Below are 21,705 nucleotides of genomic sequence, written 5' to 3' on the forward strand. Positions count from 1 at the left end.
CAATGCATAAGCCGCTGCTGATTGATCGCAGAACTTTTCTCACCTCGGCAGGTGCAGCTTTTCTTAGCTGTATGAGTGACGCCCAAGCGCGGGCTATTCAACAAACAGACGCTATCTTTGCATCAGCTTATAAAGCTCCTGATGGGCGCTATGGTATTGCGACTTTGTCTGAGCGCGGCGAGTTGTTGCATAGCTATGTTTTGCCTGAGCGGGGGCATGATACGGTCTGGCGCGCTTATGGTGGTCAATTGATTGCATTTGCCAGACGACCGGGAACATTTGCTGCTGTAATCGACCCTCGTGGTCAAAGCGCACCCACGATGATCCACGCCGTAGAGGGGCGCCATTTTTATGGTCATGGTGTTTATTCGCCCGATGGCGCATTTGTCTTTGCAACAGAGAATGATTTTGACAATGCGCGCGGTGTGATCGGTATTTACAATACACGCGACGGCTTCAAGCGTGTTGGCGAGTTTGATGCACATGGCATTGGCCCGCATGACATGGAACTTTTGCCCGATGGGCGCACATTGGTCGTGGCCAATGGCGGTATTGAAACCCATCCGGATTTTCCGAGGGCGAAGCTAAACATTGCTTCTATGAAGCCAAATTTGACCTTTCTTGATAGTGTGACAGGTAAGCTGATTGGATCATTTGAACTGCCTAAAGATCAACATAAGCTGTCAATTCGGCATATGGCGTTGATAGGAAATAATGTCTGGTTTGCGTGCCAAAATGAAGGCGACCTTGTTGCTGCTACACCGCTTGTTGGGCAAGTTTCTTTAGAGAGTGGCACGATTGATATGGCTGAAATTCCTGAGGATGTGGGCATGAATTTGCGCGGTTATGTGGGGTCAATTGCTGCAAATGAGCAGAGCAACGAAATTGCGTTCACATCACCGCGCGGCGGCATATTGGTGCGCTATGATACGCGCACCAAAAAGGTTGCAGGCATTAAGCGCAGTGATGAGATTTGCGGCGTTGCGGCATCTGGGGCAAGCTTTGCTTGGTCAAATGGCGAAGGTGCTTTTAATGCTACTCAACACCCTATGCTTTGGGATAACCATATCAGTGCTTCTAAATCTGCTAGCGCACATAAGAGCTAAACAAGCGCCACTTTCGCTATAATTAACTCGTGATCTGAAAGCGCCGTACCTTCCGTGTCCAATGCTGGCACAATGTCAGATTTCAGCTTTGCAACGCCGCGATGGGCGAACCAATCCAGCTTCATCGTGCGTTCTGGAAACCTTGTCAGACGACTCTTGCGCGTCGTGTCTCCGTCAGCATTGCCTTCCCATGAAAAGCCTTGTCGTTCAGCGGCTTGAAACAATGTTTCCTCGCGCCAGTCATGGCTTGGGATATTGTTTCCCGTGTTCAAATCCCCACCAATGATTACGGGTAGGCCAGCAGCAAAACTATCGACAGCGGCGATGATACGGTCGATCTGCGATTGGCGTATGCTGATGCTTCCCGCGCTCTCCAAATGTGTTGATACGGCGCAAATATCACCAACCTGTGTTGGAATAATTGCGGCGACCGCGACCCGGCCACCAATGCGCGGCTGGTTTGTATCTGTATCGTCGGAGGCACAAAACCAATGACCATGATCGTCAAGACGGATTTGCAATATACGCTTAGGCTTCACCTTGCTTAAAATCGCATTGCCATGCCAGCCATGTGTGTTTTGTTCATCTTTAACAAATTCAAGTTCTGGTCCGCTGCCAAGGCCGAGTTCATGAAACTCGACGCAATAGGCATAGCCCATTTGCATGAGTGCGGCGAGATCACGCGTTGTATGGCGCTGACCTGTACGCGCCATGCCATTGTCCATTTCAGAGAGCAGGACGATGTCCGGTGAATGTTTTGTAAGCAGCTGTGCGCTGCCTTCTACATCAATGCAGCGCTCCAAGTTCCATGCGGCAATGGTCAAATCTGAAGGTAATTCTGCATCGCCAATATTTTCCCAATTGTTTTCTATCAATGATAGGGCTTCAACTTGATCCATTAAATCGCGATGATTGCTGGCCGTGCGTTGAGCCGTAGAAATGTTACTGCGCAGTTGAGCCGGTACATCCGGCAATTTTTCAGAGCTATGTTCGCTATAAAGCTTCATTTAGCTGAGCCTTTTGCCAGTAGCTGTGTCGAAAAGATGAAGCATGTCGGGAGAAATCGTTGCGTAGAGATCGCCTGTTGGTACTTCATCCTCTTGATGCAGATTGATAACGAATGGCTTATCGCCCAAGCGTCCATGCACCAGACGCGCGGCTCCAAGTTCTTCTGTAAAATCATGCACGAAAGGTTGTGTGATGCCGTTTGCCTTTGTGGTCAGTTTGACCTTTTCAGGCCGCACGCCAACAGAAACATTGGATGATGCATCCAATTTATGATCGCTTTTAAGCAATCCAATACCGTCGATTTCAATGCCGCCTGAAGCGACTTTCCCTTCCATGAGGTTCATGGCCGGTGCGCCCATGAAGGTTGCGACGAATACGCTGGCTGGGCGGTGATATATTTCGTCTGGCGTGCCGATTTGCTCGATATTGCCGCCATTGAGAACGACGATGCGGTCTGCCATGGTCATCGCTTCCACCTGATCGTGGGTTACATAAACAGATGTTGTGCCCAATTGACGTTGTAGTTTGCGAATTTCGATGCGCATTTGGTTGCGCAGTTTCGCGTCAAGGTTAGAGAGCGGTTCATCAAAAAGAAACAAAGCAGGTTCACGAACAATCGCGCGGCCCATCGCAACACGTTGGCGCTGACCGCCTGAAAGTTGACTTGGGCGGCGATCAAGATGTTCTTCAAGGTTGAGAAGTCTTGCAGCTTCACGCACACTTTTATCGATGCTTTCTTTGCTGTTTTTGCGGTTTCGCAGACCATAAGCCATATTGTTATAGACCGTCATATGCGGATAGAGCGCATAGTTTTGAAACACCATGGCGATGTCCCGATCAGCAGGATCAAGATCGTTGACCTGTTTGTCGCCAATTATCAAATCACCGGATGTGATTTCTTCCAGTCCTGCAATCATGCGCAATAGCGTTGATTTTCCGCAGCCGGAAGGGCCGACAAGAACGATAAATTCTCCGTCCGCAATTTCGATGTCAGCACCATGAACGGCCTGAAATCCATTTGGGTAGATTTTTTGCAAAGCTTTGAGCGATACGATTGCCATAATTGTGACTCTCTATTTGTCAGATTCGGTCAGCCCTTTGACGAACCAAGATTGGAAGAAAATTACGATAAGAACAGGGGGCAGCATGGTGATTATCGTCAGAGCAAAACCGACGGTGAACTCAGGTACGCTGCTGCTATCTGTGAATGATTGAATGATGTTTTTAATGCCGCGCACGAGCGTGAACATGCCTTCATCTGTCGTAATCAGTGTTGGCCAAAGATATTGGTTCCAACCGTAAACAAACATGATGATAAACAGCGCAGCGATCATGGTTTTTGATAGTGGAACAAGAATGTCGATGAAAAACTTCACAGGGCCAGCGCCATCAATGCGGGCTGCTTCGACGAGTTCTTCTGGTACAGAACGAAAAAACTGGCGGAAGAAAAATGTGCCTGTTGCAGATGCGATGAGAGGGACAATCAAGCCGGTATATGTGTTGCCAAGCCCAAGGCCTTGTACAACCTCGTAAGACGGTAATATGCGCACTTCGAGCGGCAACAAAAGTGTTGTGAAAATGATCCAGAAGCTGAGCGTTGCAAACCGAAAGCGGAAATAGACGATAGCGTAGGCCGCCATCATGGAAATGACGATTTTGCCGATCGCAAATCCAAAACCCAAAATGAGTGAATTGGTGAGCATCGACACACCATCAATTGCTCCGGTGAAGCCGCTGGTCTCAAACATTGCGCGTTCGTAGTTCTCAAAAAACTGGTCACTCCAGCCAAACTGCAAACCTGATTTTGCAAATGCCAAATTGTCGTAGCTGGAAGTCATAAAAGTGAGCACGACTGGAAACAGCATGAAGAGCGCACCAAAAATTAAGATGAGGTGATCGACTACTGCTTCACGTTTTACCCGAAAGCGCTTTTTTACTTTTACAGCTGTTACGGCTGGCGGCGTTGAAAATGTATCTGTTACGGTCATGATGTGTGCCTTACGTGTAATGGATTCTGCGTTCGATCAGGCGGAACTGAAAAATAGTCAGTGCCAGAACGAGCAGCATAAGAATGACCGATTGCGCCGATGAGCCGCCAAGATCGCCGCCGCGGAAACCATCAACATAGACTTTGTAAGTGAGCGTCATCGGGTTGTTGCCAGGCTCGCTGCGCAACATCACGTCAATCACGCCAAATGTATCAAACATTGCATAGGTGATATTGGTGATCAGCAAGAAGAATGCTGTCGGTGCGAGGAGCGGGAATGTGATTGTCCAGAAGCGGCCTGAAGATGAGCGGTTATCGATCATCGCAGCTTCGCGAATTGAGCGCGGAACAGATTGCAAACCGGACAGGAAGAAGATGAAGTTGATTGGAACTTGTTTCCAAATCGACACAGCGATGAGCGCAAAGCCTGTGTCGTAATAATTTACGCCAATAACAAACTCATGGCCGAAAAAACCAAATAGCTGCGTAATCAGGCCGTGCCCTTGATAGAATAGGCTGACGCCTAAAATGCCTGCAACGGGCGGTGCAACGGCATAAACCCACATAAGCAATGTTTTATAGGTCGAAGCGCCGCGTATAACTTTGTCAGCTTTTACAGCGAACAGAAGTCCAAATGCCAGCGAGAAGAATGTCACACTAACGGTGAATACCAATGTGAAAATGCTGATCCGTAAATATTCACTGTTTTGGAAAAGCGTGAGGTAATTTTCAAAACCAACGAATGTGCCAGTGAAACCAAACGGATCTTGTAGGTAGAAAGACGATTCTAAAGCTTCGAATGCGGGCCAGTAGAAAAATACGAAAATAATACTCACCTGCGGCAATAAAAGCAGAACAGGCATCCAGGGACTTGAAAAAGCAGCGCGTTTCAATTGGCCAACTCCAAAATGGAAAACGGCCCGGATGAATCCGGGCCGAATGTTAGGTTAAAGATTAGCCTTGAGTTTTGGCGAAACGAGCAAGAAGTGCGTTTGACTCTTTTTCGATTGTTGCGAAGGCATCTTCAACGGATGTTTCACCGGTTAGGATGCGGCCATATTCGCGGTTCATCACGTCACGGATCTGAACGTAAAAGCCCATGCGGTAGCCTTTAGTCCATTCGCCAGCAGGCAATTGAAGCTGTTGAATGCCAACTTCTGCAGCCGGAGATTCTTTGTAGTAGCCGTCTTCTTTTGCAAGCTCATAAGCTGCTTCAGTAACCGGCACATAGCCAGTTTCTTTATGCCACATATACTGAACTTCAGGTGATGTTAGATATTGGAAGAATTCTGCTGTTGCTTTGTTTTCTTCAGCAGATTTACCAGCCATTGCAAATAGTGCCGCACCGCCAATGAATGTCTGTTTTGGTTCTTTTGTTACGCCTTCCCAGTATGGAAGAAGTGTTGCTGAGAACTTGAAGCCAACTTTTTCTTTAAGGCCGCCAAATGAGCCTGAAGAACCGAGCCATATAGCCACTTTTTCTTCTTCAAATGGGTTCTGGTTGTCGCCCCAACCTGTGCCGTACCATTCAAATAGACCTGCATCTTTCCACTCTTTAAGAGCTGTAAAATGCGCTTTGATTTCAGGTGTGTTGACTTTGATTTCTGTTACACCTTCATCATAACCGTTGTTGTTGGTTGCGAATTCAAGGTTGTGACGCGAGAAGAAGTTTTCTGTGAAAATCCATGGCAGGTGCGACTGTGATAACGGGATGTAGCCAGCTTCTTTGAGCGCTGGTGCCGTCGTCTCTGCGAATTCTTCCCATGTTTTCGGTGCGCTAACGCCAGCTTTTGCAAGCGCTTCTTCATTGAAGTACATGATTGGTGTTGATGAATTGAACGGCATGCCGATCATTTTGCCATTCGCATCAGCATAGAAATAACGAACGCCTGCGATATAGTCGTTGATATCGAACTTAACGCCGTTTTCGTTCAAAAGATCTTCAACAGGCACTGTTGCGCCTTTGGCACCAATAACAGTCGCAGCGCCGGCATCAAAAACCTGAAGGATGTTCGGGTGCTCACCAGCGCGGAATGAAGCGATGCCAGCTGTTAGGGCTTCTTCATATGTGCCTTTGAAAACGGGTGTGATTTTGTATTCGTCTTGGCTCGCGTTGAAATCGGTTGCGATCTTGTTGACTGTTTCGCCAAGTTGGCCGCCCATAGCGTGCCACCAAGTGATGTTTGTTTCTGCAAATGCAGTTGTTGAGAACATTGTCGCGGCAAGACCGGCTGCCAGTAATTTACGGAGGGACATAATAGCTTCCTTAAAGATTGGAGAACCCGTTCGGGGTGGGCGCTATTTATGAAGGCTCCGTGACAGTTGGATGTAGCTTTTATGACATTTGAGTGAATGCTCGTGTGGATTGCGTTAAACCAAAAGCGTTAGCCACCTTTGCGGCTAACGCTTGATCCATTCTAAAAACGGTTTACCGGCATTTTAAGGTAGTGGTTTCCATCATCTTCGCGAGCGGGTAATTTTCCTGCACATAGGTTTACTTGCAAAGCTGCAAGCATTCTATCGGGTAAGGGCAGGGTCGCATCTCGCTTTTCTCGCTTGGCAATCCATTCATCGCGGTCTGTGCCGCTTTTAACATGTATATTGCTGGCGAGATGTTCGCTAATTGTCGCTTCCCATTGCGGCTCTTGGCGTTCATCATTGGCATAGTCATGACCGATAAACAGCCGCACATCATCGCCCAGTGCAAAAATGGCCTGAATAGAATCCCAAAGTTCAGAAGCTGAACCACCTGGAAAATCGCAGCGTGATGTTCCACGGTCAGGCTGCATCAATGTGTCATGCACCAGCGCACAATCATCGCCAACGACATAGGAGATGGAGCCGAGCGTATGGCCTGTCGACAACATTACCTGCACGTCTAGCTCACCTATCGTAAAGGTATCGCCATCATCAAATAGGTGCGTGTAATGTTCATCAACTTTCAAGCCATCGGGCTCATTATAATAATCGCGCCAAAGTTCTGCGATTTTTCGTGTCTTGGCACCAATAGCGTTGGGCACATTATAGTGCTGCGCAAGTAATGATGAGGCGGTGAGGTGGTCGGCATGGGGATGCGTATCAAGCACCCATTCGACTTTGTAGCCTTCACGCTTAACCAGAGCGACGATCTGGTCAAAGGCGGTTTTGTCGGTTGCAAAACTCTTTGGGTTAAAGCCTTGAACGATATCGACCAAAGCGCATTTCTTCGTCGTCGGGCAGGCCACAACATATTGCGCAGAACCTGTTGGTGGATCATAAATTCCCCAAACCTCAGGTGATTTTGGGCCATTTGATTTTGAAAGACGCTCTACGCGATTGTCATTCGAGTTACTCATGTTGATTACTTTCCTGCCGTTTTATTCTATTTTGTCATCATATTCTTGATTGGCTGACCAATTAGAAAGCCAATTAGCATGGCAGGCAAAAAAGCCAAGGTTCCTGATGCCATAAGCGGTAGTGCTGTCCACGCAGGACCCGGGCAAAATCCACCAATACCCCAGCCGATTCCAAATAAGGCTGCACCCATCAAAAGCGGCTTGTCGACCGCAGTGCTTAAAGGAAGCTGAAAATCGGTCATTAGGATAGGATGATCGCGCTGCAAAACAATCCGGTAGCCAATAAAAGTAACGAGTGTTGCGCCGCCCATGACAAAGGCAAGCGATGGGTCCCATGTGCCAAATACATCCAGAAAATTGATCACTTTGGCAGGGTTAGACATGCCTGAGATTACCAGACCAATGCCGAAAACAAGACCGGAGAGAAAACCAAATATAATGCGCATTGATCAGCTCCAAACGTGACGTAGAAGGAAAACAGTGGCAGCTGCAAACAACATAAAAGTTGCAACGGCTGCGAGCGAGCGGGTCGATAACCTTGCTAGACCACAAACACCGTGGCCGGATGTGCAGCCGGAACCGATGGTTGTGCCAATGCCGACCAGTAAACCAGCCAGCGCCATGCCAAGCACATTGTCCGATACAGTTTGCTGAATATCGCCAGTGAAGAGCGAAACGAGCAAAGGGGCAATGATAAGACCCGCGATAAAGGCTATACGCCAGTCCCAATCTGCGGCTTTTGTTTGCGAGGGCATGATAAGGCTCAAAGCGCCCGTGGATACGCCGGTAATGCCAGCGATACGCCCGAACAAAACCATGACCATAACCGCGGAAATTCCAATTAAGACACCACCTAGGAGCGATGCCCATGGGGTGAATTCAGTAACGACACTGGGTAACATGTTCGACTCCGCGCTTTATTTCAGGGTGAATGTCGTATATTAGGAAAATGTATATAAGGCAATGGTAATATAAAGATGCTCAGCGTTCAACGTGAAGAGATTGAAATTTTAAAATCGCGCGCCGATGAGGTTGCGGGTATTTTATCGTTGATGGCTAATTCTAAGCGACTGCTTATTCTTTGTTTTCTAGCTGACGGTGAAGCTTCGGTGGGGAAAATTCAAGATACGCTTGGAATAGGGCAGTCGTCTCTCAGTCAGCATCTTACAAAACTACGTGAAGGAAACGTGGTCGCAACACGCCGCGATGCGCAAACAATCTATTATCGTCTTGCCGATGAGCGGATCGTCGCAATGATGAACGCGTTGTGCGACACCTTTGTCAAAGGAGGCTGAACTAAAGTTCAGCCCACCAATTGGTTTTTGTGCTGATTTGCAATTAGTTTTCTGCCTGAAGGCACCAAAACACCTGCTGCACCTGCCAGTGCATCTTTTTGTAGCTCTAAGCCAAGAAAACGATCCTGCTCATAGGGGCCGGGCATAGATAGCTGTTGTGTGAGGCCAGCAGAAAAACCAAACCGCTCATAATAAGCAGCATCACCGACAAGCAAAATTGCACCATGACCAAGCTCGGCTGCCTTGCTTATTGCAGCTTTCATGAGTGCAGAGCCAACGCCTGATGATTTTGATGCATCATCCACGGCAAGTGGGCCAAGCAACAAGCCGAGTTTGCCATTTTCGGATGCGACATCCCAAAGGCGGACTGTGCCAATCAATGAGCCGAACTCATTGCGTGCAACAAGCGTCAAGCCGCGAGAAGGCATGTAGCCACGGCGCAAAGCATTGGAGCTTTTCTTGCGCCAGTTTGGTGCCATGACACGGTCGAGTAATGCGTTACGCGCGCGGCCTTCGCCGTTTTGCTCAGCGCCAATCGTGAAAGTGCTTTCGGCATCGGCCGAGACAGACATAAAATTCATTGAGATATACCCAAAACGCTGTGGTAATCGGTGCTGACACTGGCGCCAGCACCGATTCCGGCTGGAGGCCGATTTAGATGACGTAAGATTTCAATGGTTCAAAACCATTGAACGCAACAGCGGAGTAGGTTGTTGTGTAGGCGCCGGTGCCTTCAATGAAAATTTCATCGCCAATGCTCAAAGTTACGGGCATTGGATAAGCGTTTTTCTCATAAAGAACATCAGCTGAATCGCAGGTCGGGCCCGCTAAAACACATGGTGTTTTATCAGCGCCATCGCGCGATGTTTTGATGTCATAACGAATGGCTTCGTCCATGGTTTCTGCAAGGCCGCCAAATTTACCAATGTCGAGATAGACCCAGCGCACATTGTCATTTGCTGATTTGTTAGAGATCAGCACAACTTCAGATTTGATAACGCCTGCATTGCCAACCATACCACGGCCAGGCTCAATGATTGTCTCTGGCATATGATTGCCAAAATGTTTTGAAAGCGCATCAAAGATTGCGGAGCCATAGGCTTCTGCTGTTGGAATGTCTTTCAAATAGCGCGTTGGAAAACCACCGCCCAGATTGACCATTTTCAACTGTACGCCAGCTTTAGCCATCGCATCGAAAATCGTGCGTGCATGCGAAAGAGGTAAGTCCCAAGCGTCGACTGTCGTCATTTGAGAGCCGACATGGAATGAAATGCCATGTGCAACGAGGCCAAGCGCAACGGCGTGTTTAAGCACGTCTGTTGCCATTTCAGGCACGCAGCCAAATTTGCGAGAAAGCGGCCATTCAGCGCCTTCGCCGTCTGTGAGGATGCGGCAAAATACGCGTGAGCCGGGTGCAGCGCGGGCGATTTTTTCAACTTCGGCTTCGCAGTCAACAGCAAACATGGAAACGCCATGGGCAAAAGCAGCAGAAATATCACGCTCTTTTTTGATTGTGTTGCCGTATGAAATACGGTCTGGCGTTGCGCCAGCTTCAAGTGCCATTTCGATTTCAACAACAGAAGCGCAATCGAATGAAGAGCCCATATCAGCAAGGAGGCGCAAGATTTCTGGCGCAGGGTTTGCTTTAACCGCATAGAAAATTTTAGATAGAGGAAGCGCGCGGCGGAATTTTGTGAAGTTGTCGGCGACGACATCAAGGTCAACAACCAAGCATGGTGTTGCAGGGTTACGTGTGTTGAAGAAGTCGATAATACGTGCAGTTGCCATTAGGCCAATCCTCAAAATCAAATACCGGATTTTCCGGCGTCAGAACGATGTCGCTTGAAAAAGAAGGCAGTAATGCACCTTACGATGAACAAGCAGCGAGATTGTGATCCTTGTGGAGTGGATCGGTTCTGCCTTTGATTGGGGATTGCTCCGCCGCACATCTGGCAATGAAAGTGGTGTCTCGAAAACCCCGACGTTTGGACCGCCAGAAGAGTAAACTTGGGCTTCAAACCCTGAGACCCTCACCGTCGTTGCTTTACGATATCCACGTATCAAGGGTTGGCCTTTGATACGTCCGGAGGGGTTAGCTCCGGTTACCTTGCCGTGCTCTTCACCATATCGAAGAGTCGGCGGATACCTATAGGCACGTGCGACTATGGGTGCGCGTCTAATACGCCGTTTTTATATGATTGCAAGTGGATTTTTTACTGTCGGTCCTCAAGGCTTCATATTTTTTATTCAATGCCCAAATGAATTGGCTTCGTTGCCTTATTTTGCAGCTTGCAGCGCATGAATAAATATTTTGCACATGCATACTAAGGGTTTGCTTTCCGTAAAATAAAATTATATTTTACCTATAGACAAATAATTTTTACCTATATATTGAATTTATATGACTTGTGATAATGAATGGATTTTTAAAACAGCTGATCGTCTCTGCGATTTATACGCGCAGGAGTTCGGTGGGAAAAAATCTGGGCGATATAGAATCCCAGCAAAACTCTTACGGGAAATAGCGGGAAGGCGGCGTCTCTACGAAGATGATATTCGTGAGATTGGACGTGCTGTTGCTGAGCGTGGTTTTGTTTTGATTGATATGGATAGTTTTTACGTGATTATGAGTGCAAACACCTTTGTGAACTATCGTCGCGCGAATGAGGATTTTCTTTGATAAAGGCCCCATCGCAGCCACGTTCCGAACCTCCTGTCCGCTGCGTCGGGTGGCGAGAAGTCGTCGAACTGCCAGATCTCGATATAAAGAAACTCCGCGCAAAAATTGATAGTGGTGCGCGAACATCGGCAATTCATGCCGAAAACCAAGAGATATTTTATCGCGATGACGTTAAATGGGTGCGTTTCAGTTTCCCTTCGCCCGATAGAAAGGGTCGAAAAATACTTGAGGCTGTTGTTTCTGATGAGCGCAAAATTAAGAATACAGGCGGTGTGCCTGAGCAGCGCGTAATCATTAGAACAAATTTGATGGTGGGGAGCTATCGCGCCAAGGTCGATATCTCTCTCGCTGACCGAAAGAATATGGAGTTTGATCTGATTTTGGGTCGAACTGCCTTACGTGTGTTGCGCCTCATGATTAACCCAAGTCGTTCTTTTTTAATGGGTGATCCTGTTTCTAAAGTGACACAAAAACATGCTGTAAACCAATAGCAACGTGGCGGTTTTCGCCTTCCTATTTACAAATTAAACAAAGGAAAAGTCGATGAAGATTGCGATGTTAGCTCGAAATGCAAAGCTTTATTCTCACAAGCGGTTGAAAGAAGCTGCAGAAGAGCGTGGTCACACGCTCGATATAATCAATACGCTTCGATGCACGATGAACATCGCGTCTCGCCGTCCAGATATTTATTATGAAGGCCAAAAACTCACTGGCTATGATGCAGTCATTCCGCGTATTGGCGCTTCAGTGACGTTTTATGGTCTTGCCGTATTGCGTCAGTTTGAGATGGCGGGTGTTTATCCGCTTAACGAGTCTGTTGCTATTGGCCGTTCACGCGACAAACTGCGCTCAACACAAATCTTGGCCCGTGATGGTATTGGTTTGCCAGTCACCACATTTGCCCATGATCCTAAGCAAACCGAAGAAGTGCTTAAAATGGCGGGCGGTGCGCCGCTTGTCATCAAGCTTCTTGAAGGTACGCAAGGCTTGGGCGTTGTTCTTGCCGATACTGATCGCTCGGCAAAATCAGTTATTGAGGCGTTCCGCAGCGCCAATGTGAACATTCTTGTGCAGGAGTTCATTAAAGAAGCGGGCGGCACAGATATTCGCGCATTGGTTGTTGGCGGCAAAGTTGTTGCAGCGATGCAGCGCACCGGCGGCGAGGGCGAGTTTCGCTCGAACCTTCATCGCGGCGGCACGGCTAAAATGATAAAAATCTCGTCGGAGGAACGCTCAACGGCTGTTCGCTCTGCAAAGGCAATGGGCTTGAATGTATGCGGTGTGGATATGCTGCGTGCAAACCATGGTCCTGTCGTGATGGAAGTGAATTCCTCACCTGGATTGGAAGGCGTAGAAAGAGCGACAGATATCGATATCGCAGGAAAGATCATCGATTTTCTCGTGGCAAGCGCTGCCAAGGGCAGCACGAAAACTAAAGGTAAGGGATAATGGCAGCGCGCGCGCCTTTTTCTATTGGTGAATTTGAAATTGAGGCTGGTGCGCAGCGCACGATTGATCTGCCGGTAAGTGTTCTTTCTGACCATACGCCTGTCACCATGTCTGTTCATGTGGTTCACGGTGAAAAACCGGGCCCGACGCTTTTTATCAGTGCGGCTATTCATGGTGATGAGGTGATTGGCGTAGAGATTGTGCGCCGGGTCCTTCAATCCAAAAGTCTGAGTAAGTTACGTGGTACTTTATTGGCGATCCCAATTGTCAATGCGTTTGGCTTTATGAACCATTCACGCTACCTGCCTGACCGCCGTGATCTAAATCGCTCGTTTCCCGGTAGTCCAAAGGGATCTTTGGCTGGACGGCTCGCGCATCTTTTTGAAACGGAAATTCTTGACCGTTCAGATGTCGGTATTGATCTTCATTCAGCCGCTATTCACCGCACGAACTTACCGCAAATACGTGTATCACCAAGCGGTGCACGAACGTCAGAACTTGCGAATGCCTTTGGTGCGCCGTTGGTTCTAATGTCCAAAGTAAGGGAAGGTTCTTTGCGCGGTGTGGCGCAGAAAAAAGGCGTAGACGTTCTACTTTATGAAGCAGGCGAAGGCCTTCGCTTCGATGAGTTTTCTGTGCGTGTCGGCGTGTCCGGCATCTTGCGCGTCATGCACACTTTGGGCATGATTGGCGCAAAAGGGGTGCCTAAATCGCGCACGACATCCATGCAGTCTTCACACAGCGTGTGGGAAAGATCGCCTGCAGGGGGGCTGCTGCGTTGTTTCGTCGGCACTGGAGAAAACGTCAGCAAAGGCCAAGTGCTGGGTATTGTTTCCAGTCCGTTCGGTGATTTCGAAGAAAATGTAATCGCAACGCATGGCGGCCTGATTATCGGCCGAACGAACCTTCCTATCGTGAATGAAGGCGACGGCCTTTTTCATATCGCAACCATTCGCCAAAACATTTCGGCAGAAACGAAAATTGAAAATATAGCAGCCGAGCTGGAAGATAGCGTCATGGCCGACGAGGACGAGATTATTTAGTTTCACTTTAGGGGGTAGAAAAGGCGTTGCACATTTATGGGTAAAATTTATGCTTATACGATATTGCCGTCTTTAAACATAAACGCATGATGGCTTCCATAAGCTATGCCAAAAGGTATATAATAGACCCAATGAGATTTAATGAGACTGTTCGTGGTCGTGTTCAAGATACTAAAATATCAAATGTTCATGATGCTAAAAAATATCTATTTTTTTCCATAGCCCCCATGATGGATTGGACGGATCGGCATTGCCGGTTTTTCCATCGCCAATTGACCAAACATGCTTTGCTTTACACGGAAATGGTTGTGGCGGACGCGGTCATTCACGGCAATCGTGAGCGGTTGCTTGGTTTTGATTCGGTTGAACATCCGGTCGCAGTTCAAATTGGCGGCAGTGAGCCGCAGAAGATGGCCGAGGCTGCACGCATATGTGCTGATTATGGCTATGTCGAAGTTAACATGAATGTGGGCTGCCCATCGGACCGTGTTCAGTCTGGTACATTTGGCGCTTGCCTGATGCGTGAACCAGACCTTGTCGCGCGATGCGTTGACGCAATGAAAGAAGCCGTTGATATTTCCGTGACGGTAAAATGCCGTATTGGTGTTGATGATCAAGACACACAAATAGCGCTGGATGATGTTGCTCAAAAATCTTGGGATGCAGGTTGTGATGCGCTTTGGGTTCATGCCCGTAAGGCTTGGCTGCAAGGTTTAAGCCCGAAAGAAAATCGCGATGTACCGCCTTTAGATTATGCGCGTGTGCTGCAGCTCAAGTCAGAAAACCCGAGTCGTTTCATTGGTTTGAACGGTGGTCTTGAGAATGTGATTCATGGTTTGGATGCTGCGAAGGGTGAAGGGGTTACGCTTGACGGCATTATGCTTGGCCGTGCCGCTTATCAAAATCCGCTGTGCCTGTCGCACGTCGATCCGCTGGTTTATGGCGATGAGAACGCAAGCTTTGATGCTGGCGAACTCATTGATGCGATGTGTGATTACATTGATGCTCAAATCGCAAGCGATAGCGGTATTCGTGTAAATCACATCACACGCCATATGGTGGGCCTCTTTCCGGGCGTTGCTGGTGCGCGGCGTTTCAGACAAATTTTGTCCAATGAATCGGTTAAGCCTAATGCTTCAAGCCAAGTATTGCGCGATGCGTTTGATATCGTCAGGGATGGGCTTGGCAAAGATAGTGACAATGCACTAGACCCTTCTCAGGCGGCGTAAGCTAAACGCCTGAGATCGGAGGCGTTTTGGCTGAGTTGGATTGGACACTTATCGCTGGTTTGGCCAGTGTTGTTGCGGCTTCCGGTGTCGTTGCCGGATTTCTAGCTGGTTTGTTCGGCATTGGCGGCGGCGCTATTCTGGTTCCGGTGTTTTTCTTTGCATTTGGCGTGGCCGGTATCGACGATGCTGTGCGTATGCACCTTGCTATTGGTACATCGCTCGCAATCATTGTTCCCACATCTCTGCGATCATTTTCGGCCCACTATAAAAAGGGCGCCGTTGCAATGGATGTATTTAAATCATTCATCATCTGGGTTCCCATTGGCGTTCTTTTGGGAACGTTGGTCATTGCCAGTATTTCCTCAACAGAGCTGCGCGTGGTGTTTGCAGGCATTGCCACAATTGTTGGTTTGCGGCTTATTCTTCACCGTGAAAGCTGGCAGCTTGGAAGCGATATTCCAACGGGTCCTATTCGCTGGATTGCCGGTGTTGTGATCGGTGCTCTTTCGATGTTGATGGGCATTGGCGGCGGTGTGTTAAACAATACGTTTATGACCTTATATGGCAGATCCATTCACCAAGCTGTTGCCACGTCTGCAGGTACAGGCGTTTTAATTTCAGTGCCTGGCCTGTTTGGTGCGATTTGGGCTGGGTGGGGAGAGGCAGGATTACCGCCATTTTCGACCGGTTATGTGAATTGGATCGGCGTTGCGCTGATCATTCCCATTACGCTTTATATGGCGCCGCTTGGTGCAAATGTTGCGCACCGCTTAAAGAAGAGACATCTTGAGGTGGGCTTTGGGGTGTTCTTGTTGATCGTTGCTGCACGCTTCGTATATAGCGTAACTTAACCGCTTTTGTTGCTGCTTTTCATGGCGCGTCGCTTTGTGACACGGCGCGGCCGTGTTTCGATTTTAGCAACACGCTCAGGCAGTTCTTGCATCAGTTCTTTACGGCGCTCATCTGAATACATTGTCCATGCGGCGATTTCATCGCGCGTGCGCCCGCAGCCATAACAATGGCCCGTGTTCATATCAATTGAGCATAAAAGGATGCAGGGCGATTCCATTAGTCTTCACTTTAGTTCTGTTATGTTTGTTAGATAGTGATTGCATAAGTGCTGGCAAGGCCAACGAGCATGGTAATCTCTACCAATTGCTGACATGCACCGAGCGTATCGCCGGTTTGTCCGCCAATCATTTTCATACATAGTTTTTGAAATCCAATCATAATCATAACTGAAAGAACGATTGCGATTGTTGCGGATATAAATCCGGTCCCTAAAACACCGAATATCAAAGCGCTGCCTAAGCCCATAACAGCTGCAATGGAGACGGCGTTTTCATGCGGTTTTCCTAGTTGGCCGGACACGCCATCAATGCGCGCTGGTGGCAAATCAGACCACATCCATACCATTGCGCCGCGCGAGGCGGCGTTCGCGGCAATCATCGCAAAGCATGCGGCAATAATGCCTGAGGCTTGTAGAATTGCCGTGAGAGCGAGAACGCGCAAAAGCAGCGAGGATATAACGGCAATGACGCCATAGGTGCCGAGCCGCGAATCTTTCATAATTTCAAGTCGGCGCTCTTTGGTTGCACCGCCGCCAAACCCATCGGCGATATCTCCCAAGCCATCTTCATGTAACGCGCCCGTCAAAATGATGACTCCGATTATTGCAATGGCGGATGAAAGCGCAGGAGGTAGATGCAATATGTGGGTGATAATAAAAGCTACGCTACCCAGCAAGCCGATCACAATTCCAGCTGCTGGAAAGTATCCCGCACTTTGAATTGTTTCGTTATGCGCATCATCATCATCATTGAAATAAGTATTTGGCACGGGCAGGCGGGTCAAAAAAGCAAGAGCGCGGGCTGTTTCTGCGATGGGTGAGTTCAATTTCATCTTTCCTGCGACATTCTTGGAACAATTGGGGCTTTAGTTGAGTAACGCTATAGGCTAATCGAAGAGCAATAACCACACTTTCAAAATGGATGGCTTTCGTGACTACTGGATTACCTTTTGATGATTTTCGTGCGCTTGTTCGCGATTTGCCAAAACCAGCGTTTGAGGCAGCAGAAGCTGTTCGCCAGCGCGATGCCACATTGACCAAGCCTGCCGGATCGCTTGGCCGCCTTGAAGAGCTTGCTGTGTGGCTTGCTGCATGGACAGGCCGCGCGCCAGCGGTCACCAGACCGCTTGTGGCTGTGTTTGCTGGTAATCACGGTGTTACGGCGCAGGGCGTATCGCCATTTCCATCTAGCGTGACTGCACAAATGGTTGAAAACTTTGCAGCAGGTGGTGCCGCAATCAATCAGATCTGTATAGCCCATGATCTTGGTCTTAAAGTTTTTGACTTGGCGCTAGATTTGCCTACTGCTGACATCACGCAAGAAGCGGCAATGGACGAGCGCACATGTGCTGCAACAATGGCATTTGGCATGGAGAGCATTGCAGGCGGTACTGATCTTTTATGTATTGGCGAGATGGGGATCGGCAACACAACCATCGCAGCGGCCATTTATTATGCATTATATGGCGGCAAGGCAGAGGACTGGGTTGGCGCAGGTACAGGCCACAGCGCTGAAGGGATTGCATTAAAAGCAGATGTTATCCGCAAGGCTGTTGATCTTCACAAAGACCATTTGAAAGATCCATTCGAAGTATTGCGCCGTTTAGGTGGGCGCGAAATTGCAGCGATGGCTGGTGCAATTTTAGCCGCACGCGTTGAGCGTATCCCAGTTATTATTGATGGCTTTGTTGCGACTTCTGCAGCAGCTATTTTGCATGCTGCATCGCCTGATGCATTAGACCATTGCCAGATTGGACATGTTTCAGCCGAACAAGCCCATAGAACAGTTGTTGAGAAGCTTGGCAAAAAGCCAATACTTGATCTTGATATGCGCTTGGGCGAGGGGACTGGCGCGGCATTGGCGGCAGGCATCGTTAAAGCTGCGGCGCTTTGTCATAGCGGAATGGCAACATTTGAGCAGGCAGGCGTTAGCGACAAGGCGTAAAGGCAGCCGAATGCCTATAATCAACTAAGCGATTGAGCGCTGTTGGCTACGTCTATCGTGAAGCCCATGGCGTTTTGACTTTTGCTGACTTTCTATTGGCTCTGCCGGCAATTCATTTAAAACGCGGGAGCGTGGAAGGATCGCAATCGCTTTTGTGCCTTCACGTAGTTTAGAGCGTAATTCCAGTTTGCCGCCATGCATTGATAGCAATGCTTGCACAATTGGAAGGCCGAGGCCTGTGCCTTGCTCCGCGCTTTTGATCGCGATGGAACCTTGTCCAAATGCTGACAGAACAATGGGGATTTCTTCTTCTGGGATGCCAGGGCCATTGTCGACAACGGACATGTATTGGCCGCCGGATTCGGTCCAGCCGACGAGTAATTTAATTGTGCCACCTGACGGTGTGAATTTAACAGCATTTGAAAGCGTGTTGAGCAGAACTTGGCGCATTGCGCGTTCATCAGCCAGCACGCGCGGCAAACCTTCTTGAAAATTCGGTTCGATTTTAATGCTCTTTTGATCCGCTTTCATCTGAATCAAAGCCATGCAATCTTCTGCAATATCGGTCAGGCGCAGTGTTTCTTCTTTGATCTCATATTTGCCAGCTTCAACGCGGCTTAAATCTAGTATCTCGTTGATGAGGTTTAAAAGGTGCTCACCTGAACTGTGAATGTCTTTTGCGTAGGTCTTATAGGTGTCGTTGCCGAGTGGGCCCAAAATCTCTGCGCTCATGGTTTCGGAGAAACCTAAGATCGCATTGAGTGGTGTGCGCAGCTCATGGCTCATGGATGCAAGAAAACGCGATTTGGCCAAATTGGCTTCTTCAGCGCGGCGGCGTGCTTCATCAGAGATAGATTTTGCCATTTCCAATTCGGCCACCAAAGAGTGGTTTTCATTTTGATAGGCAAGTCCGGATTTAGACGATTTTTCAAGGCGCACAGCTACAAAGGTGAAGAACAATAAGCCAGAAAAAACCAATGCTGTTGCCAACATTCCCGTCTGTTGCATACCGTATTGTGCACCAAATGCCACAACCGGAATGGCGAATGAGATAACGATGGTGATTGGCAGTGTGTAGCAAATTGTTGCTGTTGCCGATGTCGCCATAAGCAAGAGGATTGCTTTATAAAATATGGCAGGTTCAGCGCCGCAAGACGCACATGGTATGATTGTTAATACAGCCCAAGATAGACCCACAAACAAATGACCCAGGAGAAAAATACGTGTCCAGAGTTTGCGAGTGTCTTTTTTTCCTGTTTTCAAGAAACGGCGTGATAGCAATGCCATGGCTGTGTAGATCAGGCATGAAAGCGTAGCCCAAACAAATATTTCAGGGCCAAATCCAATTGCGAAACCTGCAAAAGATGCAAGAACGACCAACAGCGGAACCGCAACGACTGAAGAAACGATCGCATGGGCGTGGAGCTTCAATAGTTCTAGCGAGTATTCTGGTGATACCATGCTTTGTTTTGCGAGCCGTTCGCGGCTTTTTTGCACCGTGTTTCGCAAGTCACGGTTGCGCACAGTCTTGCGACGGTCAACAATGGTTTTATCGGGAAGATTTTCCGTGGAAATCATTTCAACAACACAACAAACACATTCAAAAAAGCGAACACCCGCGAACGACGATGCCGCCGCGTAGAACCCAATTTATACTTTCTAATGGGTTAACAAGTCCCTTCTATTCTCAGGATTTACAATTTGAGTAAGCGATATACAAAAGGCAGAAAGTGGCGCGCATTTGGATATTTACGGCTTATCTTGTTGTTCGCCCTCGTCGCTTTTGCTGCCAGTTGGCTTGAACACCAAAGCCGAGAGCGCCTAACCGCTGATTTTAAAGTCGTTGATGGCGATAGTTTAAAAAACGGCGATGAGCGGATACGGTTGGTGGGAATTGATGCACCAGAGATCAAGCAAATATGCGGCTCACCAAAGGGAGATTATCGCTGCGGTATTCAAGCGCGGAACTTTTTACGCGCTCTTGCCAGTCGGGGCGCGCCTGAATGTTACGTTGAGGGCAAAGATAAATATGGCCGCCTCTTAGCTGAATGCTTTGTCGGGAAAACCAGTCTCAATGCACAATTAGTGGCCGCTGGATGGGCCGTTTCCTATGGTAGTTATGGTTGGCAAGAACGTTTGGCGCGGCATGAAAAACGTGGACTTTGGCAAGGCGAATTTGACCGGCCACAAGATTGGCGCGCGACACACAGCGCTTTAATAGACAGTCCTTCTGGCCGTGTTTGGCATGGGCTCTGGCGTAGGTTAAGCTATTGGTTTTTATCCGAGGAAAGTAACATATGAGCATTGATGCGACGGACCACACGCTTTTTGATGGTGGGCGTGCGCCCAACCCACGCCGCGTTGCGATTTATTTGGCAGAGCGCGATATCAATGTAACGGTTAAGCCTGTTGATATGAGTGCTTTGGAACATAAAAGTGATTCAATATCTGCGCTCAACCCACTGAAACAATTGCCTTTGTTGCAATTGCCGGATGGCGATGTGATCACTGAGTCCATCGCCATTTGCCGCTACTTTGATGCCCTTTATCCCGATGGGGCTCTTTTCGGTAAAAATCCAAAAGAGGTGGCTATTTTTGAAATGTGGCAGCGCCGCATAGAACTTCAACTTCTCTTTCCTGTCGCACAAGCCTTTCGCCATATCCATCCGGGTATGAAGGACTGGGAAGTGCCTCAAGTTCCAGAATGGGGAGAAGTCAATAAAGCCAAAGCGGTTCGATTTTCCAAATTACTGAATGAGCATCTTACCGATAATGAATTCATTTGCGGCGATGATTTTACGGTTGCGGATATAACCGGCATTATTGCTGTGGATTTTTCAAAACCTGCACGCATCGCTTATGATGAAAACTTACCGCATTTCAGTCGGTGGATTGAGGCTGTGCGATCAAGGCCAAGTTATCGCCGATGAGCGTGAGCACATTAAGCACTGCAATTAAAGCCTGCCGTATATGCGTTGAAGAACCTATCGGTACACCACTGCCGCATGAACCAAATCCGGTTTGCATTATATCGAGCAAGGCTCGTATTTGTATATGCGGGCAAGCACCGGGCATGCGTGTTCATAAATCTGGTAAACCGTTCACAGACCCTTCTGGTGAGCGTTTGCGCGATTGGATGGGCATTGAAGAGCAAGATTTCTATGATGCTGATAAGCTTGCGATTGTGCCTATGGGGTTTTGCTTTCCCGGCTATGACGCAAAGGGCGGCGATTTGCCGCCGCGCAAAGAATGCCGAATGCACTGGCATGACCGTGTCTTTTCGGCGATGCCGCAGATCGAACTTATTTTGGTTGTTGGCCAATATGCGCAAGCGTATCATTTGGGCGCGGCACGTAAATCCAACATGACAAAAACCGTGCAGGCGTGGCGCGACTATATTGATGAAAAGCCTGCCATATTACCTCTGCCCCATCCTTCATGGCGTAATTCAGGATGGCTCAAGCGCAACCCTTGGTTTGCAGAAGATGTGTTGCCTGTACTAAAGAAACGCGTTCAAGACTTGCTTTGACTGCTCATTGTGGTACGGAATTAAATTCTA

25 protein-coding genes are annotated in these 21,705 nt (G+C 48.4%); 12 read left to right on the plus strand and 13 right to left on the minus strand.

Annotation, left to right across the window (positions count from 1 at the left end):
• Nucleotides 1-2 precede the first annotated feature (2 nt).
• Nucleotides 3-1,106: a DUF1513 domain-containing protein gene (locus N530_RS18340; RefSeq protein ID WP_051541000.1), complete on the plus strand. Its 1,104-nt coding sequence runs from the start codon at nucleotides 3-5 to the stop codon at nucleotides 1,104-1,106.
• On the opposite strand, the gene N530_RS0115105 is transcribed toward N530_RS18340, so the two are convergent.
• The 8 genes from N530_RS0115105 to N530_RS0115140 all read right to left on the minus strand — a co-directional run bounded on the left by N530_RS0115105 (nucleotide 1,103) and on the right by N530_RS0115140 (nucleotide 8,338).
• Nucleotides 1,103-2,113, minus strand: a complete 1,011-nt coding sequence (locus N530_RS0115105; protein ID WP_035267283.1) for an endonuclease/exonuclease/phosphatase family protein — start codon at nucleotides 2,111-2,113, stop codon at nucleotides 1,103-1,105. The genes N530_RS18340 and N530_RS0115105 overlap by 4 nt on opposite strands.
• Nucleotides 2,114-3,175, minus strand: a complete 1,062-nt coding sequence (locus tag N530_RS0115110) for a sn-glycerol-3-phosphate import ATP-binding protein UgpC (RefSeq protein WP_026481382.1) — start codon at nucleotides 3,173-3,175, stop codon at nucleotides 2,114-2,116.
• Nucleotides 3,176-3,187: 12 nt separating this feature from the next.
• Nucleotides 3,188-3,979: an ABC transporter permease subunit gene (locus N530_RS0115115; protein ID WP_247869217.1), complete on the minus strand. Its 792-nt coding sequence runs from the start codon at nucleotides 3,977-3,979 to the stop codon at nucleotides 3,188-3,190.
• 133 nt (nucleotides 3,980-4,112) lie between these two features.
• The gene (locus tag N530_RS0115120) at nucleotides 4,113-4,994 is read right to left on the minus strand and encodes an ABC transporter permease subunit (RefSeq protein ID WP_018688226.1); all 882 of its coding nucleotides are present in this window, start codon (nucleotides 4,992-4,994) and stop codon (nucleotides 4,113-4,115) included.
• Between the two features lie 61 nt (nucleotides 4,995-5,055).
• Nucleotides 5,056-6,357 carry an extracellular solute-binding protein gene (locus N530_RS0115125; RefSeq protein ID WP_026481384.1) on the minus strand — a complete coding sequence of 434 codons (1,302 nt, stop codon included), beginning with the start codon at nucleotides 6,355-6,357 and terminating at the stop codon, nucleotides 5,056-5,058.
• A 161-nt stretch (nucleotides 6,358-6,518) separates the two neighbouring features.
• Entirely contained in the window at nucleotides 6,519-7,436 is a 918-nt protein-coding gene (locus tag N530_RS0115130) for an MBL fold metallo-hydrolase (RefSeq protein WP_026481385.1), read from the minus strand.
• 26 nt (nucleotides 7,437-7,462) lie between these two features.
• On the minus strand, nucleotides 7,463-7,882 hold the full coding sequence (locus tag N530_RS0115135) for a DUF6691 family protein (RefSeq protein ID WP_026481386.1): 420 nt from the start codon (nucleotides 7,880-7,882) through the stop codon (nucleotides 7,463-7,465).
• 3 nt (nucleotides 7,883-7,885) lie between these two features.
• Nucleotides 7,886-8,338: a YeeE/YedE family protein gene (locus N530_RS0115140; protein ID WP_026481387.1), complete on the minus strand. Its 453-nt coding sequence runs from the start codon at nucleotides 8,336-8,338 to the stop codon at nucleotides 7,886-7,888.
• Between the two features lie 75 nt (nucleotides 8,339-8,413).
• Between N530_RS0115140 and N530_RS0115145 the strand changes: the two genes are divergently transcribed.
• A complete protein-coding gene (locus N530_RS0115145; RefSeq protein WP_051541001.1) occupies nucleotides 8,414-8,731 on the plus strand; it encodes a helix-turn-helix transcriptional regulator in 318 nt (105 codons plus the stop codon).
• 8 nt (nucleotides 8,732-8,739) lie between these two features.
• Here the strand turns inward: N530_RS0115145 and N530_RS0115150 are convergent, their stop codons facing one another.
• Nucleotides 8,740-9,312, minus strand: coding sequence for a GNAT family N-acetyltransferase (locus N530_RS0115150; RefSeq protein WP_026481389.1), 573 nt, complete (start codon nucleotides 9,310-9,312; stop codon nucleotides 8,740-8,742).
• A gap of 73 nt (nucleotides 9,313-9,385) precedes the next feature.
• Nucleotides 9,386-10,519 (minus strand): type III PLP-dependent enzyme, encoded by a 1,134-nt coding sequence (locus N530_RS0115155; protein WP_026481390.1) that lies wholly within the window; start codon nucleotides 10,517-10,519, stop codon nucleotides 9,386-9,388.
• Between the two features lie 613 nt (nucleotides 10,520-11,132).
• Here N530_RS0115155 and N530_RS0115165 point away from each other — a divergent pair.
• From N530_RS0115165 to N530_RS0115190, 6 genes are all read left to right on the plus strand, one after another.
• The gene (locus N530_RS0115165) at nucleotides 11,133-11,411 is read left to right on the plus strand and encodes a hypothetical protein (protein ID WP_026481391.1); all 279 of its coding nucleotides are present in this window, start codon (nucleotides 11,133-11,135) and stop codon (nucleotides 11,409-11,411) included.
• Nucleotides 11,408-11,902, plus strand: coding sequence for a RimK/LysX family protein (locus N530_RS0115170; protein WP_026481392.1), 495 nt, complete (start codon nucleotides 11,408-11,410; stop codon nucleotides 11,900-11,902). The genes N530_RS0115165 and N530_RS0115170 overlap by 4 nt, the downstream gene beginning before the upstream one ends.
• Nucleotides 11,903-11,954: 52 nt before the next feature.
• Entirely contained in the window at nucleotides 11,955-12,860 is a 906-nt protein-coding gene (gene rimK / locus N530_RS0115175; RefSeq protein ID WP_026481393.1) for a 30S ribosomal protein S6--L-glutamate ligase, read from the plus strand.
• Nucleotides 12,860-13,903 (plus strand): succinylglutamate desuccinylase/aspartoacylase family protein, encoded by a 1,044-nt coding sequence (locus N530_RS0115180; protein ID WP_026481394.1) that lies wholly within the window; start codon nucleotides 12,860-12,862, stop codon nucleotides 13,901-13,903. The genes rimK and N530_RS0115180 overlap by 1 nt, the downstream gene beginning before the upstream one ends.
• A 131-nt stretch (nucleotides 13,904-14,034) precedes the next feature.
• Nucleotides 14,035-15,132, plus strand: a complete 1,098-nt coding sequence (gene dusA, locus N530_RS0115185) for a tRNA dihydrouridine(20/20a) synthase DusA (protein ID WP_081773999.1) — start codon at nucleotides 14,035-14,037, stop codon at nucleotides 15,130-15,132.
• Between the two features lie 26 nt (nucleotides 15,133-15,158).
• The gene (locus N530_RS0115190; protein WP_051541002.1) at nucleotides 15,159-15,983 is read left to right on the plus strand and encodes a sulfite exporter TauE/SafE family protein; all 825 of its coding nucleotides are present in this window, start codon (nucleotides 15,159-15,161) and stop codon (nucleotides 15,981-15,983) included.
• On the opposite strand, the gene N530_RS0115195 is transcribed toward N530_RS0115190, so the two are convergent.
• Both N530_RS0115195 and cobS read right to left on the minus strand, forming a co-directional pair.
• On the minus strand, nucleotides 15,980-16,201 hold the full coding sequence (locus tag N530_RS0115195; protein WP_026481397.1) for a DUF1289 domain-containing protein: 222 nt from the start codon (nucleotides 16,199-16,201) through the stop codon (nucleotides 15,980-15,982). The two genes, N530_RS0115190 and N530_RS0115195, sit on opposite strands and share 4 nt — an antisense overlap.
• A gap of 29 nt (nucleotides 16,202-16,230) precedes the next feature.
• Nucleotides 16,231-17,028: an adenosylcobinamide-GDP ribazoletransferase gene (gene cobS / locus N530_RS0115200; RefSeq protein WP_162150965.1), complete on the minus strand. Its 798-nt coding sequence runs from the start codon at nucleotides 17,026-17,028 to the stop codon at nucleotides 16,231-16,233.
• A 95-nt stretch (nucleotides 17,029-17,123) separates the two neighbouring features.
• On the opposite strand from cobS, the gene cobT reads away from it, so the two are divergent.
• Nucleotides 17,124-18,146 carry a nicotinate-nucleotide--dimethylbenzimidazole phosphoribosyltransferase gene (gene cobT / locus N530_RS0115205; protein ID WP_026481399.1) on the plus strand — a complete coding sequence of 341 codons (1,023 nt, stop codon included), beginning with the start codon at nucleotides 17,124-17,126 and terminating at the stop codon, nucleotides 18,144-18,146.
• Between the two features lie 24 nt (nucleotides 18,147-18,170).
• On the opposite strand, the gene N530_RS0115210 is transcribed toward cobT, so the two are convergent.
• A complete protein-coding gene (locus N530_RS0115210) occupies nucleotides 18,171-19,724 on the minus strand; it encodes a HAMP domain-containing sensor histidine kinase (RefSeq protein ID WP_026481400.1) in 1,554 nt (517 codons plus the stop codon).
• Between the two features lie 123 nt (nucleotides 19,725-19,847).
• Here N530_RS0115210 and N530_RS18345 point away from each other — a divergent pair, with 123 nt between their 5' ends.
• From N530_RS18345 to N530_RS0115225, 3 genes are read left to right on the plus strand one after another with little or no spacing between them, the layout of a single operon-like run.
• Nucleotides 19,848-20,447, plus strand: coding sequence for a thermonuclease family protein (locus N530_RS18345; protein ID WP_162150966.1), 600 nt, complete (start codon nucleotides 19,848-19,850; stop codon nucleotides 20,445-20,447).
• The gene (locus tag N530_RS0115220; RefSeq protein ID WP_026481401.1) at nucleotides 20,444-21,076 is read left to right on the plus strand and encodes a glutathione S-transferase N-terminal domain-containing protein; all 633 of its coding nucleotides are present in this window, start codon (nucleotides 20,444-20,446) and stop codon (nucleotides 21,074-21,076) included. The genes N530_RS18345 and N530_RS0115220 overlap by 4 nt, the downstream gene beginning before the upstream one ends.
• Nucleotides 21,073-21,675: a uracil-DNA glycosylase family protein gene (locus N530_RS0115225; protein WP_026481402.1), complete on the plus strand. Its 603-nt coding sequence runs from the start codon at nucleotides 21,073-21,075 to the stop codon at nucleotides 21,673-21,675. The genes N530_RS0115220 and N530_RS0115225 overlap by 4 nt, the downstream gene beginning before the upstream one ends.
• Nucleotides 21,676-21,705 lie beyond the last annotated feature (30 nt).

It is taken from the genome of Ahrensia sp. 13_GOM-1096m (genome assembly GCF_000620605.1).
GTDB lineage: Bacteria > Pseudomonadota > Alphaproteobacteria > Rhizobiales > Rhizobiaceae > Ahrensia > Ahrensia kielensis.

What these genes read in the sequence shown, in the direction of transcription:
- N530_RS0115180 (WP_026481394.1), top strand. Translation starts at nt 12,860, where the DNA reads ATGGCAGCGCGCGCGCCTTTTTCTATTGGTGAATTTGAAATTGAGGCT.
- N530_RS0115155 (WP_026481390.1), bottom strand. Translation starts at nt 10,519, where the DNA reads ATGGCAACTGCACGTATTATCGACTTCTTCAACACACGTAACCCTGCA.
- N530_RS0115225 (WP_026481402.1), top strand. Translation starts at nt 21,073, where the DNA reads ATGAGCGTGAGCACATTAAGCACTGCAATTAAAGCCTGCCGTATATGC.
- dusA (WP_081773999.1), top strand. Translation starts at nt 14,035, where the DNA reads ATGAGATTTAATGAGACTGTTCGTGGTCGTGTTCAAGATACTAAAATA.
- N530_RS0115105 (WP_035267283.1), bottom strand. Translation starts at nt 2,113, where the DNA reads ATGAAGCTTTATAGCGAACATAGCTCTGAAAAATTGCCGGATGTACCG.
- cobT (WP_026481399.1), top strand. Translation starts at nt 17,124, where the DNA reads ATGGCTTTCGTGACTACTGGATTACCTTTTGATGATTTTCGTGCGCTT.
- rimK (WP_026481393.1), top strand. Translation starts at nt 11,955, where the DNA reads ATGAAGATTGCGATGTTAGCTCGAAATGCAAAGCTTTATTCTCACAAG.
- N530_RS0115125 (WP_026481384.1), bottom strand. Translation starts at nt 6,357, where the DNA reads ATGTCCCTCCGTAAATTACTGGCAGCCGGTCTTGCCGCGACAATGTTC.
- N530_RS0115195 (WP_026481397.1), bottom strand. Translation starts at nt 16,201, where the DNA reads ATGGAATCGCCCTGCATCCTTTTATGCTCAATTGATATGAACACGGGC.
- N530_RS0115110 (WP_026481382.1), bottom strand. Translation starts at nt 3,175, where the DNA reads ATGGCAATCGTATCGCTCAAAGCTTTGCAAAAAATCTACCCAAATGGA.
- N530_RS0115145 (WP_051541001.1), top strand. Translation starts at nt 8,414, where the DNA reads ATGCTCAGCGTTCAACGTGAAGAGATTGAAATTTTAAAATCGCGCGCC.
- N530_RS0115115 (WP_247869217.1), bottom strand. Translation starts at nt 3,979, where the DNA reads ATGCTGTTTCCAGTCGTGCTCACTTTTATGACTTCCAGCTACGACAAT.
- N530_RS0115220 (WP_026481401.1), top strand. Translation starts at nt 20,444, where the DNA reads ATGAGCATTGATGCGACGGACCACACGCTTTTTGATGGTGGGCGTGCG.
- N530_RS0115210 (WP_026481400.1), bottom strand. Translation starts at nt 19,724, where the DNA reads ATGATTTCCACGGAAAATCTTCCCGATAAAACCATTGTTGACCGTCGC.
- N530_RS0115140 (WP_026481387.1), bottom strand. Translation starts at nt 8,338, where the DNA reads ATGTTACCCAGTGTCGTTACTGAATTCACCCCATGGGCATCGCTCCTA.
- N530_RS0115150 (WP_026481389.1), bottom strand. Translation starts at nt 9,312, where the DNA reads ATGAATTTTATGTCTGTCTCGGCCGATGCCGAAAGCACTTTCACGATT.
- N530_RS0115130 (WP_026481385.1), bottom strand. Translation starts at nt 7,436, where the DNA reads ATGAGTAACTCGAATGACAATCGCGTAGAGCGTCTTTCAAAATCAAAT.
- N530_RS0115135 (WP_026481386.1), bottom strand. Translation starts at nt 7,882, where the DNA reads ATGCGCATTATATTTGGTTTTCTCTCCGGTCTTGTTTTCGGCATTGGT.
- N530_RS18340 (WP_051541000.1), top strand. Translation starts at nt 3, where the DNA reads ATGCATAAGCCGCTGCTGATTGATCGCAGAACTTTTCTCACCTCGGCA.
- N530_RS0115165 (WP_026481391.1), top strand. Translation starts at nt 11,133, where the DNA reads ATGACTTGTGATAATGAATGGATTTTTAAAACAGCTGATCGTCTCTGC.